This is a genomic window from Kitasatospora griseola (assembly GCF_044999035.1).
GTDB classification, from domain to species: Bacteria; Actinomycetota; Actinomycetes; order Streptomycetales; family Streptomycetaceae; genus Kitasatospora; species Kitasatospora griseola.
In genome coordinates, this window is record NZ_CP173360.1 from 2,604,612 (window position 1) to 2,621,336 (window position 16,725).

General features: G+C 72.8%; 13 protein-coding genes. 4 read left to right on the forward strand and 9 right to left on the reverse strand.

Features of this window, described 5'->3' with window-relative positions; translation table 11 throughout:
• Positions 1-1,632: 1,632 nt before the first annotated feature.
• Both ACI1MP_RS11840 and ACI1MP_RS11845 read left to right on the forward strand, forming a co-directional pair.
• On the forward strand, positions 1,633-2,238 hold the full coding sequence (locus tag ACI1MP_RS11840; RefSeq protein ID WP_404870798.1) for an RHS repeat-associated core domain-containing protein: 606 nt from the start codon (positions 1,633-1,635) through the stop codon (positions 2,236-2,238).
• Between the two features lie 39 nt (positions 2,239-2,277).
• Positions 2,278-2,832 (forward strand): hypothetical protein, encoded by a 555-nt coding sequence (locus ACI1MP_RS11845; protein ID WP_404868640.1) that lies wholly within the window; start codon positions 2,278-2,280, stop codon positions 2,830-2,832.
• Between the two features lie 7 nt (positions 2,833-2,839).
• Here the strand turns inward: ACI1MP_RS11845 and ACI1MP_RS11850 are convergent, their stop codons facing one another.
• Positions 2,840-3,769 carry a proline dehydrogenase family protein gene (locus tag ACI1MP_RS11850; RefSeq protein ID WP_043910038.1) on the reverse strand — a complete coding sequence of 310 codons (930 nt, stop codon included), beginning with the start codon at positions 3,767-3,769 and terminating at the stop codon, positions 2,840-2,842.
• Positions 3,770-3,858: 89 nt separating this feature from the next.
• Positions 3,859-5,487 carry an L-glutamate gamma-semialdehyde dehydrogenase gene (pruA, locus tag ACI1MP_RS11855; RefSeq protein WP_100589724.1) on the reverse strand — a complete coding sequence of 543 codons (1,629 nt, stop codon included), beginning with the start codon at positions 5,485-5,487 and terminating at the stop codon, positions 3,859-3,861.
• Between the two features lie 272 nt (positions 5,488-5,759).
• Here pruA and ACI1MP_RS11860 point away from each other — a divergent pair, with 272 nt between their 5' ends.
• Positions 5,760-7,355, forward strand: a complete 1,596-nt coding sequence (locus ACI1MP_RS11860) for a PucR family transcriptional regulator (protein ID WP_380339429.1) — start codon at positions 5,760-5,762, stop codon at positions 7,353-7,355.
• A 148-nt stretch (positions 7,356-7,503) separates the two neighbouring features.
• On the opposite strand, the gene ACI1MP_RS11865 is transcribed toward ACI1MP_RS11860, so the two are convergent.
• The 3 genes from ACI1MP_RS11865 to ACI1MP_RS11875 form a co-directional block, all read right to left on the reverse strand.
• Entirely contained in the window at positions 7,504-9,015 is a 1,512-nt protein-coding gene (locus ACI1MP_RS11865; protein WP_380339431.1) for an alkaline phosphatase PhoX, read from the reverse strand.
• 144 nt (positions 9,016-9,159) lie between these two features.
• Positions 9,160-10,266, reverse strand: coding sequence for a hypothetical protein (locus ACI1MP_RS11870; protein WP_380339434.1), 1,107 nt, complete (start codon positions 10,264-10,266; stop codon positions 9,160-9,162).
• 177 nt (positions 10,267-10,443) lie between these two features.
• Positions 10,444-12,036 (reverse strand): hypothetical protein, encoded by a 1,593-nt coding sequence (locus ACI1MP_RS11875; protein ID WP_100589720.1) that lies wholly within the window; start codon positions 12,034-12,036, stop codon positions 10,444-10,446.
• Positions 12,037-12,393: 357 nt separating this feature from the next.
• On the opposite strand from ACI1MP_RS11875, the gene ACI1MP_RS11880 reads away from it, so the two are divergent.
• The gene (locus ACI1MP_RS11880) at positions 12,394-13,716 is read left to right on the forward strand and encodes an MFS transporter (RefSeq protein ID WP_404868641.1); all 1,323 of its coding nucleotides are present in this window, start codon (positions 12,394-12,396) and stop codon (positions 13,714-13,716) included.
• Positions 13,717-13,816: 100 nt separating this feature from the next.
• On the opposite strand, the gene ACI1MP_RS11885 is transcribed toward ACI1MP_RS11880, so the two are convergent.
• The 4 genes from ACI1MP_RS11885 to sufC are packed head-to-tail and all read right to left on the reverse strand — an operon-like array spanning position 13,817 to position 16,718.
• Positions 13,817-14,206: a metal-sulfur cluster assembly factor gene (locus tag ACI1MP_RS11885; protein ID WP_369880794.1), complete on the reverse strand. Its 390-nt coding sequence runs from the start codon at positions 14,204-14,206 to the stop codon at positions 13,817-13,819.
• Between the two features lie 23 nt (positions 14,207-14,229).
• Complete coding sequence (gene sufU / locus ACI1MP_RS11890) at positions 14,230-14,685, reverse strand: Fe-S cluster assembly sulfur transfer protein SufU (RefSeq protein WP_404868642.1); 456 nt, start codon at positions 14,683-14,685, stop codon at positions 14,230-14,232.
• A gap of 9 nt (positions 14,686-14,694) precedes the next feature.
• Positions 14,695-15,957, reverse strand: a complete 1,263-nt coding sequence (locus ACI1MP_RS11895; protein WP_100589718.1) for a cysteine desulfurase — start codon at positions 15,955-15,957, stop codon at positions 14,695-14,697.
• The gene (gene sufC, locus ACI1MP_RS11900) at positions 15,954-16,718 is read right to left on the reverse strand and encodes a Fe-S cluster assembly ATPase SufC (protein WP_043910029.1); all 765 of its coding nucleotides are present in this window, start codon (positions 16,716-16,718) and stop codon (positions 15,954-15,956) included. The genes ACI1MP_RS11895 and sufC overlap by 4 nt, the downstream gene beginning before the upstream one ends.
• Positions 16,719-16,725: the final 7 nt, after the last annotated feature.

Consider the following 16,725-nt stretch of genomic DNA (forward strand, 5'->3'; position numbering starts at 1 on the left):
GCTACGGGCGGGACGCCTTCGGGCGGGTCGTGGCCATCACCGACCCGCTCGGCGGCGCCGTCCGCTCACGCTGGACGGTCGAGGGCCACCTGGCCGAGCGGACCGGGACGGACGGCAGCACCGAACGGTGGACGTACGACGGCGAGGGCAACTGCCTCACCCACACCGACCAGCTGGGCCGGGTCACCGCCTTCGAGTACACCCACTTCGAGACCCTCGCCGCCCGCACCGGCCCCGACGGGGCCCGCGTCGAGTTCACCCACGACGCCCACATGCAGCTGGCGGCGGTCACCGACGCGCTCGGCCGGAGCTGGCACTACGCGTACGACGCGGCGGGCCGGGTGGTCGGCGAACGCGACTACCAGGGGCGTTCGTTGACGTACCGGCTGGACGCGGCGGGCCAGGTGCTCGCCGTCACCGACCCGCTCGGCCAGGTCACCGAGTACGCCTACGACCGGATCGGCCGCCTGGTCGGCCGGACCGTCGGCGACCGCCGGACGACCTACGCCTACAACGAGTCGGGCCACCTGGTGCGCGCGGAGAACCCCGACGCGACGGTCCTGCGCACCGTGGACGCGCTCGGCAACCTCCTCTCCGAGACGGTCGACGGCCGCACCCTGACCATCACCCGCGACCTGCTCGGCCGGCGCACCGGCCGGACCACGCCCTCCGGCCACCTCGGCGCCTGGACGTACGACGGAGCCGGCCGGGCGACCGCGCTGACCACCCCGGACGGCAGCCTCGCGTTCGACTACGACCCGGCCGGGCGCGAGACCCGGCGGACCGTCGGACAGCAGCTGGAGCTGTCCCGCACCTGGGACTCCCGGCACCGGCTGGCCGGCCAGTCCGCCCGGGCCGGCGGCCGCGTCCTCCAGCGGCGCAGCTACGACTACCGCGCGGACGGCGCCCTCGCCGCCGTCGACGACCTGCTCGGCGGCGCCCGCACCTTCGAGCTCGACCCGGGCGGGCGGGTCACCGCCGTCCGCGCGGCCGACTGGGAGGAGTCGTACGCCTACAACCCGGCCGGCGACCTCGTCTCCGCGCACTGGCCGGGCACCGGCGCCGTCCGGGCCGCGGTCGGGGAGCGGACGTACGCGGGCACCCAGGTCGTCACCGCGGGCCGGACCGGCTACGAGTACGACGCCGCAGGGCGCACCACGGTGCGGCGCGTCACCCGGCTGTCCCGCAAGCCCGACACCTGGCGCTACACCTGGGACGCCGAGGACCGGCTGACCGGGGTGACCACCCCGGACGGAACGCGCTGGCGCTACCGCTACGACCCGTTCGGACGCCGCACCGCCAAGGAGCGGCTGGCGGCCGACGGCACGGTCGACGAGCGCACCGACTTCACCTGGGACGGCTCGGTGCTCGCCGAGCAGACCACCCGCGCCCCGTACCTGCCGGGCCCGCACACCCTCAGCTGGGAGCACAGCGGCCTGCACCCGCTCACCCAGACCGAGTCCATCAGCACGGCCGAGCAGACCGACCGCCGGTTCTTCGCCATCGTCACCGACCTGGTCGGCACGCCCACCGAGCTGATCGAACCCGGCCACCGGGTCCATCGCCTGGCGCGCCACCCCGACGCTCTGGGGCCACACCAGCTGGCCCTCCGACAGCAGCACCTACACGCCGCTGCGCTTCCCCGGCCAGTACTTCGACCCGGAGACCCGGCTCCACTACAACGTCCACCGGTACTACAACCCGGAGACCGCACGGTATCTGACGCCGGATCCGCTCGGCCTGATCCCCGGCCCGAACCCGGACGCCTACGTCGGGAACCCGCAGATCTCCTGCGACCCGCTCGGCCTGTCGCCCCACCAGGACCACTCGGGCCCGCCGAAGGGCGAGCACAGCAATCCCTTCGAGACCCGCGAGGCGGCCGAGCGGGAGGCCTTCAAGCTGGCCGGCGTCCCGTACGGCGAGGAGCCGATCGCGCAGTGGAAGGTGGTCGGCGACAAGACCTACAAGAACATGCCGGGGCACGTCTACTCCAGCGATCCCACGCACTGGGGCAACTTCCGCCAGTTCGAGACCGAGCACGGGTCCCGGGTGGTCGTCGAGCACACCGACGACCCGGCCGGACTGCACTTCCACGCCGGCAAGCCCAAGGGCGACGACACCCGGGAACTGGTCAACTTCGGCTGGGACAACACGCCCAAGGGGTACACCGAGATGGAGCGCTACGGGAAGATCAACAAGCCCGGCGGCGACCACCACCTCTTCTACCGGAAGAAGTGACCCCGCCGCCTCGCGTCCGGTGACCGCTACGATCCCGGCATGCCGTTCCCGGCCCTCGCGGCCGGGAACGGCGACCACCGTCTCTTCGCATCGGAGGAACTGATGTCGGCCTCTCCCGAGGGATCTCCCGAGGAGTCGAGGACGCTCCTGCTGGAGCGCGCCGGTCTCACCGTCCTGGGCGCGCCGGACGAGGCCGGCCTGCCCGCCCCGGGTGTGGTCTGGAAGTCGGTCGCCGGGTTCCTCGTCGAGCCGGACGCCACCGTCCCGGTCTCGGCGCCCGACTGGGCCGAGCAGGTCGACGCCCGCTGGCTCGAACTCGCCCGCGACTCCGGCCTGATCGCCCCCGACGGCACGTTCCTGATCCACGTCGGCGGCCGCGGCCTGGGCCGCCTCGGCTGGGCCGTGGTCCGCTGGTCCGCCGGCGCGCGCCTCGCCGCCACCCTGACCGACGGCCCGCAGCAGCCCGAGTTCGTCACCATGGCCCGCGACGCCCACACCTCCTGCGGCGTGACGACCGAGGAGTACGACATCTGGCTGGTCCGAACGGACGACGGGACCCGCGGATTCGATCCGCAGGCCCCGTCGGGGAGTTGACGAACCGTCAGCCGCGGGTGGCCATCGCCCGCAGGAAGAAGGTCAGGTTCGCCGGGCGCTCCGCCAGACGACGCATGAAGTAGCCGTACCACTCCTGCCCGTAGGGCAGGTAGACGCGCATGGTGTTGCCGGCCTCGGCCAGGCGCAGCTGCTCCTCGGGGCGGATGCCGAACAGCATCTGGTACTCGAAGGAGGTGACGTCGCGGCGGTTCCACTCGGCCAGCTGGCCCGCGATCTTGATCATGTTGGGGTCGTGCGAGGCCACCATCGGATAGCCCTGACCGGCCATCAGGACCTTCAGCGCGCGGACGTACGCCAGGTCGACGTCGTGCTTGCCCTGGAAGGCGACCGACTCGGGCTCCTTGTAGGCGCCCTTGCAGATCCGGACCCGGGAGCCCTCGTGCGCCAGGTCGCGGCAGTCGGCCTCGGTGCGGCGCAGGTACGCCTGCAGGACGACGCCGAGCCACGGGAAGTCCTCGCGCAGCTCGCGGGCGATGGACAGGGTGGAGTCGGTGGTGGTGTGGTCCTCCATGTCGAGGGTCACCGTGGTGCCGGCGTCCGCGGCGGCCTGGCAGATCCGGCGGGCGTTCTCCAGCGCGATCTTCTCGCCGTCCACCGGCAGGAACTGGCCCACCGCGGAGAGCTTGACCGAGACCTCGGCGTCGGCGGCGAGGCCGGTCTCCTTGAGGGCGGTCAGCAGGTGCTCGTACGCCAGGGCGGTGCCCGCGGCCTGGGCGGCGTCCTTGGTGTCCTCACCGAGGTGGTCGAGGGTGACCTTGCGGCCGCTGTTGACCAGCGTCTCGGTCGCGGTCACACCCTGGTCGAGGCGGTCGCCGGCGACGAAGCGCTCGACTATCGCGTGGGTGGGCGGGAACTTCTCGACCATGGTGCGCACCTGCGGGGAGCGCGAGGCGGCGAGGAGGGCGGAACGGAGCATCGGGGACTCCCGGATCACGGATCAGCTGGTGGGGAGAGGTGGCGGGGCGGCCGGGGTGGCGGCCGCCCCGCCGGCGACATGGGGCTTGGTCAGCCCATGTGCGGGTAGCGGTAGTCCGTCGGCGGGACGAACGTCTCCTTGATGGACCGGGTGGACGTCCAGCGCATCAGGTTCTGCTTGGCGCCGGCCTTGTCGTTGGTGCCGGAGGCCCGGCCGCCGCCGAAGGGCTGCTGGCCGACGACGGCGCCGGTCGGCTTGTCGTTGATGTAGAAGTTGCCGGCGGCGTTGCGCAGCACGTGCATGGCGTGCTCCACGGCCTCGCGGTCCTGGGCGATGATCGAGCCGGTCAGGCCGTAGGACGACACCGACTCCATCTGCGCGAGCATCTCGTCGTAGTTCTCGTCCTGGTAGACGTGCACCGAGAGGATCGGGCCGAAGTACTCGTCCTTGAAGTACTCGGCGGACGGGTCCTCGCAGACCAGCACGGTCGGGCGGACGAAGTAGCCCACCGAGTCGTCGTAGGTGCCGCCGGCCAGGATCTCGACCTTCGGGTCGGCCTGGGCGCGGTCGATCGCGGCCTTGTTCTTGGCGAACGAACGCTCGTCGATCACGGCGCCCATGAAGTTCGCCAGGTCGGTGACGTCGCCCATGGTGAGCCACTCGACCTCGTCGCGGAAGTCGTCCTTCAGCTCGGCCCAGATCGAGGCCGGGACGTACGCGCGGGACAGCGCCGAGCACTTCTGGCCCTGGAACTCGAAGGCGCCGCGGGTCATCGCGGTCTTCAGGATCGCCTTGTCGGCGGACGGGTGGGCGACCAGGAAGTCCTTGCCGCCGGTCTCGCCGACGATCCGCGGGTAGGTGCGGTAGTTGGAGATGTTCTCGCCGACCGAGCGCCACAGGTGCTGGAAGGTGGCGGTGGAGCCGGTGAAGTGGATGCCGGCCAGCGCCGGGTGCTTCAGCGCGACCTCGGAGACGTCCAGGCCGTCGCCGGTAACCATGTTGATGACGCCCTTGGGCAGGCCCGCGGCCTCCAGCAGACGCATCAGGTAGTGCGCGGCGAACTGCTGCGTCGGGGACGGCTTCCAGATCACCACGTTGCCCATCAGCGCGGGCGCGGTCGGCAGGTTGAGGGCGATCGCGGTGAAGTTGAACGGGGTGATCGCGTAGACGAAGCCCTCCAGCGGGCGGTGGTCCATGCGGTTCCACACGCCGTCCGAGGAGATCGGCTGTTCGGCCAGGATCTGCCGGGCGAAGTGCACGTTGAAGCGCAGGAAGTCGACCAGCTCGCAGGGGGTGTCGATCTCCGCCTGCTGGGCGGTCTTCGACTGGCCGAGCATAGTGGCCGCGGCCAGCGTCTCGCGCCACGGGCCGGCCAGCAGGTCGGCGGCGCGCAGGAAGATCGCGGCGCGCGAGTCGAAGGAGAGCGCCTGCCAGGCCGGGGCGGCGGCCAGCGCGGTGTCGATGGCCTCGCGCGCGTCGTCCTGGGTGGCGTTGCGCAGCGTGCCGAGCCGGGCCGCGTGGTTGTGCGGCTGCACCACGTGGAACTCGGAGCCGCCGCCGAGGCGCTGCTCGCCGTTGATCGTCATGGTGAGCTGGATCGGCCCCTGGCCGCCCAGCTCCTTCAGCTTCGCCTCCAGGCGGACCCGCTCGGGGCTGCCCGGGGCGTAGCTGTGGACCGGCTCGTTGACCGGCGCGGGGACCTGGGTCACAGCATCCATGGCGCACGCTCTCCTTCTCGTCATGGGACTCCGACGGGGTTCACACGTCGGTCGTGAGACGAACGCTATTCCCCGTTCCCGCCGCCAACTGTTGGCCGCGCCGCCAAAGTCCCCCGCTCGCCGTTGTCCGCCCGGACGAACAGCGTCACGTCCCGGTCACGGCCGCCCGAACCTGTCCGGTTCACTAAACTCGTGCCCGGGATGTTGTCCGACCCGACGAAGACCGACGAGGACCGACGAAGCCCGACGAAGCCCGGACGAAGGACCCGCACATGAACGGCCTGCCGCTGCGCCAGCTGCTGATGTCGCTCGGCGAACCCCTGGTCGAACTCCAGGCCGCGCCCGCCGGCCTGGACGTCCCGGTCCGCCACGTCGCCATCCTCGACCCGGAGGACCCGCCGACCGCCGCGCCCGGCGAACTCGTCCTCGCCATCGGCGCCCGCGGCCGCGCCGCCCTCCCCGCCCTGCGGGCCGCCGGCCGCGCCCGGGCCGCCGCCGTCGCCGTCAAACTCGACGGCCCGGGCCAGGCCGACGCCCTGCGCGAGGCCGCCACCGAGGCCGGCGTCGCCCTGCTGTCGGTGCGCCGCGAAACCCGCTGGGAACACCTCGACTCGCTCGCCCGCACCCTGCTCACCGGCCCGGACAGCGCCGAACCCGGCGAGGCCGACACCGGCGACCTGTTCACGCTCGCCCAGACCGTGGCCGTCCTCACCGGCGGCATCGTCTCCATCGAGGACACCTCCAGCCGGGTGCTGGCCTACTCCCGGACCTCCGACTCCGACGAGGTCGACGACCTGCGCCGGCTCTCCATCCTGGGCCGCCAGGGGCCCGAGCCGTACCTCGCCAAGCTCCGCGAATGGGGCGTCTTCTCCCACCTGCGCGGCTCCGACGGCGCGATCGAGATCGCCGCCCACCCCGAACTCGGCATCCGCCGCCGCCTCGCCATCGCGATCCGCTCCGGCGCGCAGCCCCTCGGCACCATCTGGGTCCAGGAGGGCGCCCAGCCGCTCACCCCCACCGCCGACCGCGCCCTGGTCGGCGCCGCCCGCGTCGCCGCCGGCCAACTGGTGCGCCGCCGCCGCGAGTTGTCCGCCGACGCCCGACTCACCCAGACCCTGCTCACCGGCCTGCTCGAAGGCTCCACCGGCCCCCAGTCGCTCGCCACCCACCTCGGCCTCGACCTGCGCCGCCCCGCCACCGTCCTGGCCTACGCCCCGGCCGCCACCGCCGAACGCGACGCCGAACTCTCCCGCGACGAGGTCACCGGCCTGATCTCCGTCCACACCGCCGCCCGCCACCGCGGCGCCCTGCTCGCCCCGGTCGACTCCCGCATCTACGTCCTGCTCCCCGAACTCCCGCCCGGCCTCCCCCAGGCCACCCTCCGCGACTGGGCCCAGGAGACCGTCGACGCCGCCCGCACCCACCTCGCCATCCCGCTCCGCGCCGCCATCGGCCCCACCGTCCCCGCCCTCACCGACGTCCCCGCCTCCCGCGCCCAGGCCGACCGCATCCTCGACGCGATGGGCCGGGGCGGCGTCGTCCCGGACGTCGCCGCCCTGCACGACGTCCAGGCCGAGGTCCTGGTCTCCGAGGTCCTGGCCCTCCTCCACGACCGCCCCGAACTCCGCGACCCCCGCCTCACCGCCCTCACCACCTACGACGCCCGCCACCACACCCGCCTCGCCGAATCCGTCCTCGCCTACCTCGACGCCCTCGGCGAAGTCCGCACCGCGGCCGACACCCTCCACATCCACCCCAACACCTTGAGGTACCGGGTCCGGCGGGCCGAACAGTTGACGGGCCTGGACCTGGCCCAACCCCAGCAACGCCTCCTGGCCATGCTCCAGTTGAGGCTCACCGAATCCTGACCGGCCGCAGGCCGAACCCTCCTCCCCGCAGAAGTCCCGCGCCCCGACAGGGGCGCGGGGAACTGCGCGAGCAACCACCCGCCAACGGCAAGGTCCGCCCGAGGGAGAGCAACGCCCTTCCCCGGGCGGACCCCGGCCTCACCGCGGGTCACATCCGGTGCCACGGCCCCGTGATCGCCAGCATGATCCCGGGCTCCTGGATGTTCGCGAACAGCGTCCGCCCGTCGTGCGAGAACGTCACGCCCGTGAACTCGCTGAACTCCGGCGCCTCCGGCGTCCCGAGGTTCAGCTCGTTGCGCGCCAGCGCGTACGTCCGCCCCTCCGTCGTGGTGCCGAACAGGTGCTGCAGCCCGTTGCCGTCCTCGGCGATGATCAGGCCGCCGTGGGGCGAGACGGTGATGTTGTCGGGGCCGTCGAAGTTGCCCCTGTCGGTCCAGATGTCCGCGTTGACGCCGAGGATGACCTTCAGGGTCAGCGTCCGCCGGACCGGGTTGTAGAACCAGACCTGGCCGTCGTGCTGCAGCGGCGACTCCTCGCGGGCGAAGGAGGAGACGAAGTAGATGCCGCCGTCGCCCCACCACATGCCTTCGAGCTTGCGGGCCCGGGTGACCTCGCCGTCCTTGAACTGCTTGCGGATCGAGGTGGTCCGGGCGTCCCGGTCCGCGACCTTGACCCAGTCCGCGCCGTACGTGGTGCCGGGCTTGGTGGCCCGGGACAGGTCGTCGACCAGCTTGCCCTGGGAGTCGAACGCCTTCAGGGCCTCCAGGACGCCCGCGTCGGCGGCCAGCGTCCGCAGCTTGCCCTTGCCGTGCTTGAAGCCGGCCGGCGGGGTCCAGCGGTAGAAGAGCCCGTTGGGCTTGGCGGCGTCCTCGGTGAGGTAGGCGTGGCCGCGCTTCTCGTCGATGACGACGGCCTCGTGCGCGAACCGGCCGAAGGCCTTGATCGGCTGCGGGTTCCGGTTGGCGTCCTGGTCCTGCGGGTCGACCTCGAAGACGTAGCCGTGGTCCTTGGTGAAGCCGTTGGTGCCGGCCTTGTCCTCGGTCTCCTCGCAGGTCAGCCAGGTGTTCCACGGGGTGGCGCCACCGGCGCAGTTGGTGGCGGTACCGGCGATGCCGACCCACTCCCGGACCTTCCGCCTGCCGTGCCCGTGCCCGCGGCCCTTGCCCCGGTCGTCGCCCTGCTCGTCGTCGTTCCCGTGCCCGCGCCCGTGCCCGGACACCTCGACGACCGTGCAGCCGCCGGCCGCGGCCGGGTCGTAGACGTGGCCCTCCAGCAGCGGCACGGGGTGCGGCCACTTGGATCGCGCCCCGGCCAGCTCGTGGTTGTTGACCAGCAGGGTCGCCCCGTGGCGGCCCTCGAACGCGGCGGTGCCGTCGTGGTTGCTGGGGGTGCTCTCACCGGTGACCAGGGTGGTGGTGCCGGTCCGGGTGATGATCTCGTACGAGAAGCCCTTCGGCAGCGCCAGGATGCCCTCGGGGTCGGACACCAGCTCGCCGTAGCCGACCGCGGTGTGCCCGCCCTTGGCGAGAGCGGCCTCGCCGCCTTCCGGGGCGGCGATCGCCCCGGGGGCGGTGGCGAGCACCTCGGCGCTGCCGGCGATCAGCACGCCTGCGCCGAGCACGGTCGAACGGTTCACGAAGTCCCGGCGGGACAGCGACATGACGGTCACTCCTGAGGGGGAGGGTGCGGATCGGTGACCGTCAGAGTCCGGGCTGCGCGTGAACCGGACGTTAACCCGACGCTGCGTCAATGCGCCGATTGCCCGACCGTTTTACCAACCGGGGACCGCCGCATGACCAATGCTTTACCGCCGGCCGCGGTGCTGGGTGCGCTCGATCCGCCACTGCTCCCACGCGGTCAGCCAGGCCTCCTCGGTGCCGGACGGCAGCTCCGGGGTGCCGCCCGCCCACAGCCGTTCCCAGGCCCGCTGCGCGGGCAGGCTCGGCACCTCGCTGGCGAACACGGTGTACCGCACCACCTCCTCGACGGCCGCCGCGCCCTCCGGGGTGCCGGTCAGCCAGTCCACGTGGTGGGCGAGCCGGCCGAGGTGGTTGACCATCGAGGTGACGGCGACGTCCGCCTCGTCCTGGGTCTCCGAGGCGAGCCACATCTGCTGGCGCACCGTGCTCTCCCAGCGGACCCTGCGGTCCTCGCCGCGCAGGTGCCGGGGCAGCCGGGCGGAGCGGCCGGCCCGCAGCTGGGCCGCCATCGCGGTGGCCCGGGCGATGCCCTGCTCGACGAGTTCGCGGTGGGCGCGCAGGCCGAGTTCACCGGGGGTCGGCTCGGGCACCGGCGCGGGCGCGGCGGGCTGACGGGCGGCCAGGGTCCGCATCAGCGCGGTGCGGCCGATGATGTACTGCTCGAAGTCGGCGATCCGGCGCAGTTCGATCGCGCCGGGCGGCACGCCGCGTCCGGTGACGGTGACGGTCGCGCCGTCCATCCACAGCCGGCCGGCCCAGACGGTGCCTGCGCCGGGGCGGCGGTCCTCGTGGATCTGCAGGGCCCGCGGGTCGCCGTCCACGGTGATCCACTCGCGCAGCGCCCGGACGCCGCCGGGGGTGTCGCCCTCGTCGATGCCGAGGTGCTCGTACACCCGGTCGCGCTCGTCCTCGACCACGTCCTCCAGGTCGGGCAGCGGCTCGGTGAGCTCCACGTCGGGGCAGTAGGTGCGGACGGTCACGTACGGGCCGTCGGCCGAGTTCCAGTCGCCCGAACGGACCTCCACCCAGCCGAGTTCGCCGTTGTCGACGCCGAACTCGGCGAGCACGTCCCGCCCGGGCAGGCCGCCCGCGCGGTGCTCCCAGCCGAACACCGGGAACCCGGCCGCGGCCATCACCCGCCGGCTGTACGCCTCCTGGTCCGCGTAGACCTCCTCGATCTCCCACGGCCCGCTCGCGTGCTGCCTCTTCATCCCTCGCCGCACCCCCGGCACTCGCCACACCGTTCTCCCGCCGGGCGGGCCCGGCGCGTCCTGCCACCGGGCGGGCCCGGCGTCGCCCCACCATACGGCCCTGGGAACCTGTCGATCCATCAGCTCTTCGGCGGTCTTCCGACAGGTGGACGCGGCGAGGGCGCGCCCCGGTTGCCGTCAGCCCTGCGCGCGCAGCGAACGGGCCTTGATCGCGGCCCGTCGCGCCTCCTTGGCGACCTTGCGGTCCAGGTGGAGCGCGCCGACGACCTCCAGCACCTCGACGGTCAGCGGGTGCGGCACCCGCCACACCTCGCCGAAGTAGCTGGCCGGGTTGTCGGTGACCGGCAGGTCGGCGACCAGCGCCTGCAGGCGGCCGCCCTCGCCGGCGGTGAGCAGCAGCACGGCGGCCACCGAGTCGACCACCCGCCACAGCGCGACGGAGCGTTCGGCGGCCTCCACGTCCTCGTCGCGGGCCCGCAGCCACTCGCGGGCCAGGCCGCCGAGCTCGGGGTCGTCGACGACCTCCCGGACGGCGGGGACGGCGGCCGCGCCGAGGTCGCCGAGCGCGATCCCGCAGTAGTAGCGGCGCACCGGCGACTGCACGTCACGGCCCCGACCGCCGGACAGCAGCTCGCGGGCGGCGCCGACGGCGTCCTCCCGGGCGGCCAGCCAGGCCTTCAGCTCGGGCTCGGCGAGCCGGGCGCCGTTCTCGGCGAGGGTGCGCAGCAGGGCGGGGCCGTCGAGTTCGGCGAGGTCGCCGACCAGCGGGGCGTCGAAGCCGTCGGCGATCAGCCACTCGCGCACCGCGTACTGGCCGAGCGGGGTGAGCCGGACGGTGCCGAAGCGGGCGGCGTCCTCGTCGGTCAGCGGGTGGTCGGTGTCGACGGCCCCGGCGGCCGCGGTCGCGTCGTCCTCCTCCTCGAACAGCTCGGGGTCGATCGGGGTGTGCTCGACCAGGCCGAGTTCGGCGAGGTCGCCCAGCATCGGGTCGAGGACGACCATCAGGTCGGTGATCTCGCCGAGCATCTCCTCGTCGGGCTCCTCGCCCTCGGGGACGACCAGCAGCGCGGCCAGCACGCCGAGCGGCACGGTCTCGGCGCCGGGCTCGGCGAACGCGGTGGCCTCGTACAGCACGTGCAGCGCCTCGTCGAGGATCTCGGCGGCCTGGTCCCGGGCGTCCTCCACCTCGGCCAGTCCCTCGGGGTCGTCGCGCTCGCTGCCCTCGACCACCTCCGGGTCCACCGACTCGGCCTCGGCGGCGAGCTCGCGGACCAGCTCGGCGGCCTCGAACCACAGGCCGAGCACGGCTTCCGGGTCGCCGGCCTCGACGGCCGGCAGGTCGGGGCCGGGGACGGCGATGTGGGTGCCGCCCTCGGTGGTGCCGGTCTCCACCACGCCGAGGTCGCAGGCCAGCGCCCAGGCGCGCATCGCCTCGACCACGTCCTCCTCGTCCGGGTCCTCGATGCCGAGCATCCGGGCCGCCCGGACGCGGTCCTCCGGGCCGAGGTCGCCGTGCTCGTCGACGTCGCGGTGCGGGTCGACCCAGCGGCCCAGCGCGACCACCCGGGCGATCAGCGGGACGGCGAGCGCCGCGTCGGCGAGTTCGCGGTCCGCGGGCAGCACGATCGGCGGGACCAGCACCGCGGTGTCGTCGGGGTCCTCGTCGCCGCTCTGCGAGCCGTACAGCTCCGCAAGGTCGTAGTCGGCGGGCAGCAGGCCCTCGGCATCGGACGGCTGCTGCTCAGGGGTGTTCCGGCTTCGTCCGGCCATCGCGCGCGATCTCCCGCAGGTTCTTTCGGAGGACACCGCCGCCCGATGGGCAACCCGGCGGGTCCCGGCGGCGCGGGCCGGTGTGTCGGCCCGTCAACCCAGCGTATCGGCAGCCCTCACCGAACGCGTGACCTGCGCGGGCGTCCGCCCGAACGAGTGGGACGGTGCGGCCGAACGAGTACCCGGGTGCACGTATCCTTCGGTGGGCACCGCGCACACCCCCGCGCGTGCGCCCCCGGAGCGACGAGGCTCCGATCCCCTTTCATGCGCACACCCGCACCGTCCGGGTCCTGCCGCCATGCCACCACTCCCGGCCTGGTCGCACCCGACGGCGCCCGGCCACAGGAGACCCCTGCCATGGCGGACCTCTCCCCCGCCGGCCCCGGCCTGAGCACCGCTCAGTACGCCGGCCGCCGACTGTCGGAGGCCCTGCTTCCCCTGGAACTCGCCCCGCGGGCGCAGCTCCAGCTCTCCGCGATCAGCCGCTGGAACGCGCTGCGCGGCATCCGCGTCGGCCTGGTGGCCGCCGCCCTGCTGCTGATGCTGATCGGCGCCAACCTGGTCACGCCGCTCTACCCGACGCTCCAGCAGCGGCTCGGCCTGACCCCGCTCGACACCACGATCCTCTTCACGGTCTACGTGTTCGCCCTGGTCCCGGTGCTGGCCGCGGTCGGCCACTGGTCCGACCACCTGGGGCGACGCGCGCTGATCCTGCCCGCGGTGGCGCTCTCCGCCGCCGGCGACGCCGTCTTCGCCACCGCCGACTCGTTCTGGCAGCTGGCCGCCGGACGCGCCGTCCAGGGCATCGCGGTCGGCCTGTCCACCGGCGCGGCGGGCGCCGCCCTCGGCGACCTGCTGCCGGACCGGCCGACCCTGGCCGCCAAGCTCACGCTGGCCTGCTCGGCGGGCGGCGTCGCCCTCGGTCCGCTGGTCGGCGCGGCCATGGCCTCGGGTGCGAACCCGCTGCCCGACCTGTTCCTGGCGCACGCCGTCGCGCTGCTCGCCCTGTGCGTGCCCCTCGCCCTGGTGCATCCGCGGATGCCCGGCTCGGTCCGTCCGCCGGCCTCCCCGCCGCGCATCACCACGCCCGCGCACCTGCGCCCGCAGCGGCTGCGGCTGCCCCGCTCGGGCCGCCGCGAATTCCTCCTCGCCTCCGGCGCGGGCTTCGTCTCGTACGCGGTCTTCGGGGTCTACCTGGCCCTCGCCCCGGCGTTCGCCGGCACCCTGCTGCACACCGGGTCCCGGATGGCGGGCGCCGCCGTCGCGGCCCTGCTGCTCGGCTCCTCCGCGGCCGCCCAGCTGCTGGTCCCGCCGACCTCCGACCGCGTCGTGGTCGCCGCCGGCCTGATCGGCCTCGCCGCCGGCCTCGGCCTGCTCACCGCGGCCACCGCCACCGGCACCCCCGCGCTGCTCTTCATCGGCAGCGTGGTCGCCGGCGTCTCCCAGGGCATCGCCTTCCGCTCCCTGTTCACCACCACCGTCGCCGCCCTCGACCCGGCCCGCCGCGGCAGCGCGCTCTCCACCCTCTGGGTGATCGTCTACCTCGGCTCCTCCGCCCCGATCATCGCCGTCGGCGCCCTCACCCGCGCCTACGGCCTGCTCTCCGCCGTCACCGCCTTCGCCCTCCTCGCCGCCACCGCCTCCCTGGCCCTGGCCGCCGCGGTCCTGCGCAAGCGCTGACGGCGCCGCCCCGCGCCCCCGGGCGCCCCGGCGGCCGCCGGAGGGCATGCGGAAGGGGCGGGATCCGAGGATCCCGCCCCTTCCGGGCACTACTGGCCGATCAGACGTTGAAGCCGAGCGCGCGGAGCTGGTCGCGGCCGTCGTCGGTGATCTTGTCGGGGCCCCACGGCGGCATCCAGACCCAGTTGATGCGCAGGTCCTTCACCAGGCCGTCGGTGGCAGTGCGGGCCTGGTCCTCGATCACGTCGGTGAGGGGGCAGGCCGCGGAGGTGAGGGTCATGTCGACGGTGGCGGTGTCGTCCTCGTCGATGTGCAGACCGTAGATCAGGCCCAGGTTGACGACGTCGATGCCCAGTTCGGGGTCGACGACGTCCATCAGGGCCTCCATGAGGTCCTCGGTGGAGACGGTGCCGGCGGTGGTGAACGCACCGGGACTGTCGACCGCCACGGCCTCGGCCGGGGCGGCCTCGGGGGTCTCGTTCTCGCTCATGAATCAAGTGTCCTTACGGAGCGTCAGTCGGTGGTGATCTCGGGGTAGCCGGCCAGCGCCTTGGCGGTGGCGTCCTTCCAGGCCATCCAGCCGAGCAGGGCGCACTTGACCCGGGCCGGGTACTTGGAGACCCCGGCGAAGGCGACGGCGTCCTCCAGGATCTCCTCGTCGCCCTCGGACTGGCCCTTGCTCTGCATGAGTTCCAGGAAGGCCTCCTGGACCTGCTGGGCCTCGCCGACCGTCTTGCCGACCACCAGGTCGTTCAGCACGGAGGCGGAGGCCTGGCTGATCGAGCAGCCCTGCGACTCGTAGGAGACGTCCTGGACGACCGCCCCGTCGAGCTTCACCCGCAGGGTGATCTCGTCGCCGCAGGTCGGGTTGACGTGGTGCACCTCGGCGTCGCCGTCCCGCAGCCCCTTGCCGTGGGGGTTGCGGTAGTGGTCCAGGATGATCTCCTGGTACATCGAGTCGAGCTTCATGCGACCACCTCAGGCGAAGAAGTTGCGGACGTGGTGGAGGCCGTCGATCAGCGCGTCCACCTCACCGGGCGTGGAGTACAGATAGAACGACGCCCTGGTGGTCGCCGGAATTCCGTACCGCAGGCAGACCGGCCGTGCGCAGTGGTGGCCGACCCGGACCGCGATGCCCTGCTCGTCGAGCACCTGCCCGACGTCGTGCGGGTGAATGTCACCGAGCGTGAAGGAGATCGCCGCACCGCGGTCCACGGCCGTGCGCGGGCCGATGATCCGCAGGTCGGGCACCTCGGCGAGGCGCTCGATCGCGTAGGCGGTGATCGCGTGCTCGTGCGCGGCGACCTTGTCCATGCCGATCGCCGACAGGTAGTCGATGGCGGCGCCGAGGCCGATGGCCTGGGCGATCGGCGGGGTGCCGGCCTCGAACTTGTGCGGCGCGGGGGCGTAGGTGGACGAGCCCATGGTGACGGTCTCGATCATCTCGCCGCCGCCGAGGAACGGCGGGAGGTCCTCCAGGAGCTCCTGGCGGCCCCAGAGGACGCCGATGCCGGTCGGGGCGAGCATCTTGTGGCCGGTGAAGGCGACGAAGTCGGCCTCCAGCGCCTGCACGTCGAGGGCGGCGTGCGGGGCGGCCTGCGAGGCGTCGATGGCGACCAGCGCGCCGACCGACTGCGCCTTGCGGACGATGGTCTCCACCGGGTTGACGGTGCCCAGCAGGTTGGACACCAGCGTGACGGAGACGATCTTCGTCTTCTCGGTGATCAGCTCGTCGATGTTGGACAGGTCGAGCCGGCCCTCGTCGGTCAGCCCGAACCACTTCAGCTTCGCGCCGGTGCGCTGCGCGAGCAGCTGCCACGGCACGATGTTGGAGTGGTGCTCCATCTCGGTGATGACGATCTCCGAGTCGGCGTCCACCCGGTACGGCTCGTCGGCCCAACCCAGCATGTTGGCAACGAGGTTGAGCGACTCCGAGGCGTTCTTGGTGAAGATCACCTCGTTCCGGCTGGGCGCGTTGATGAAGGCCGCGACCTTGTCCCGGGCGCCCTCGTACAGCGCGGTCGCCTCCTCGGCGAGCACGTGCACGCCGCGGTGGACATTGGAGTTGTGCTGTTCGTAGTAGGCGTTCAGCGCGTCCAGCACCTGGCGCGGCTTCTGCGAGGTCGCCGCGTTGTCCAGGTACACCAGCGGCTTGCCGTCGTGCAGCACCCGCGACAGGACGGGGAAGTCCTTGCGGATCGCATCGGTGTCCAGAAGACCGGTCAGATGGGAGTAGGTCACTCGGAAGCGCCACCCTTCACGTAGCTCTCGTAGCCCTCTTCCTCCAGCTTGTCGGCAAGCTCGGCACCGCCGGACTCGACGATCCGGCCGCCCGCGAAGACGTGCACGTAGTCGGGCTTGATGTAGCGAAGGATGCGGGTGTAGTGGGTGACCAGCAGAGTGCCGACCTCGCCGGTCGAGCGGACCCGGTTGATGCCCTCGGAGACGATCCGCAGCGCGTCGACGTCCAGGCCGGAGTCGGTCTCGTCGAGGATCGCGACCTTCGGCTTGAGCAGCTCCAGCTGGAGGATCTCGTGGCGCTTCTTCTCACCGCCGGAGAAGCCCTCGTTGACGTTGCGCTCGGCGAACGCCGGGTCCATCTGCAGGGCGGCCATCGCCTCCTTGACCTCCTTGACCCACAGCCGCAGCTTGGGGGCCTCGCCGCGGACGGCGGTGGCGGCGGTGCGCAGGAAGTTGGAGACCGAGACGCCGGGGACCTCGACCGGGTACTGCATGGCCAGGAACAGGCCGGCCTTGGCGCGCTCGTCGACCGACATCTCCAGCACGTCCTCGCCGTCCAGCAGCACCTGGCCGCCGGTGACGGTGTACTTGGGGTGGCCGGCCAGCGAGTAGGCCAGGGTGGACTTGCCGGAGCCGTTCGGACCCATGATCGCGTGGGTCTCGCCCTGCTTGACCGTCAGGTCGACGCCCTTGAGGATCTGGCGCGGGCCGCCCTCGGCGTTGACGGAGACGTGCAGGTCGCGGATTTCAAGCGTTGCCATGGGGTAC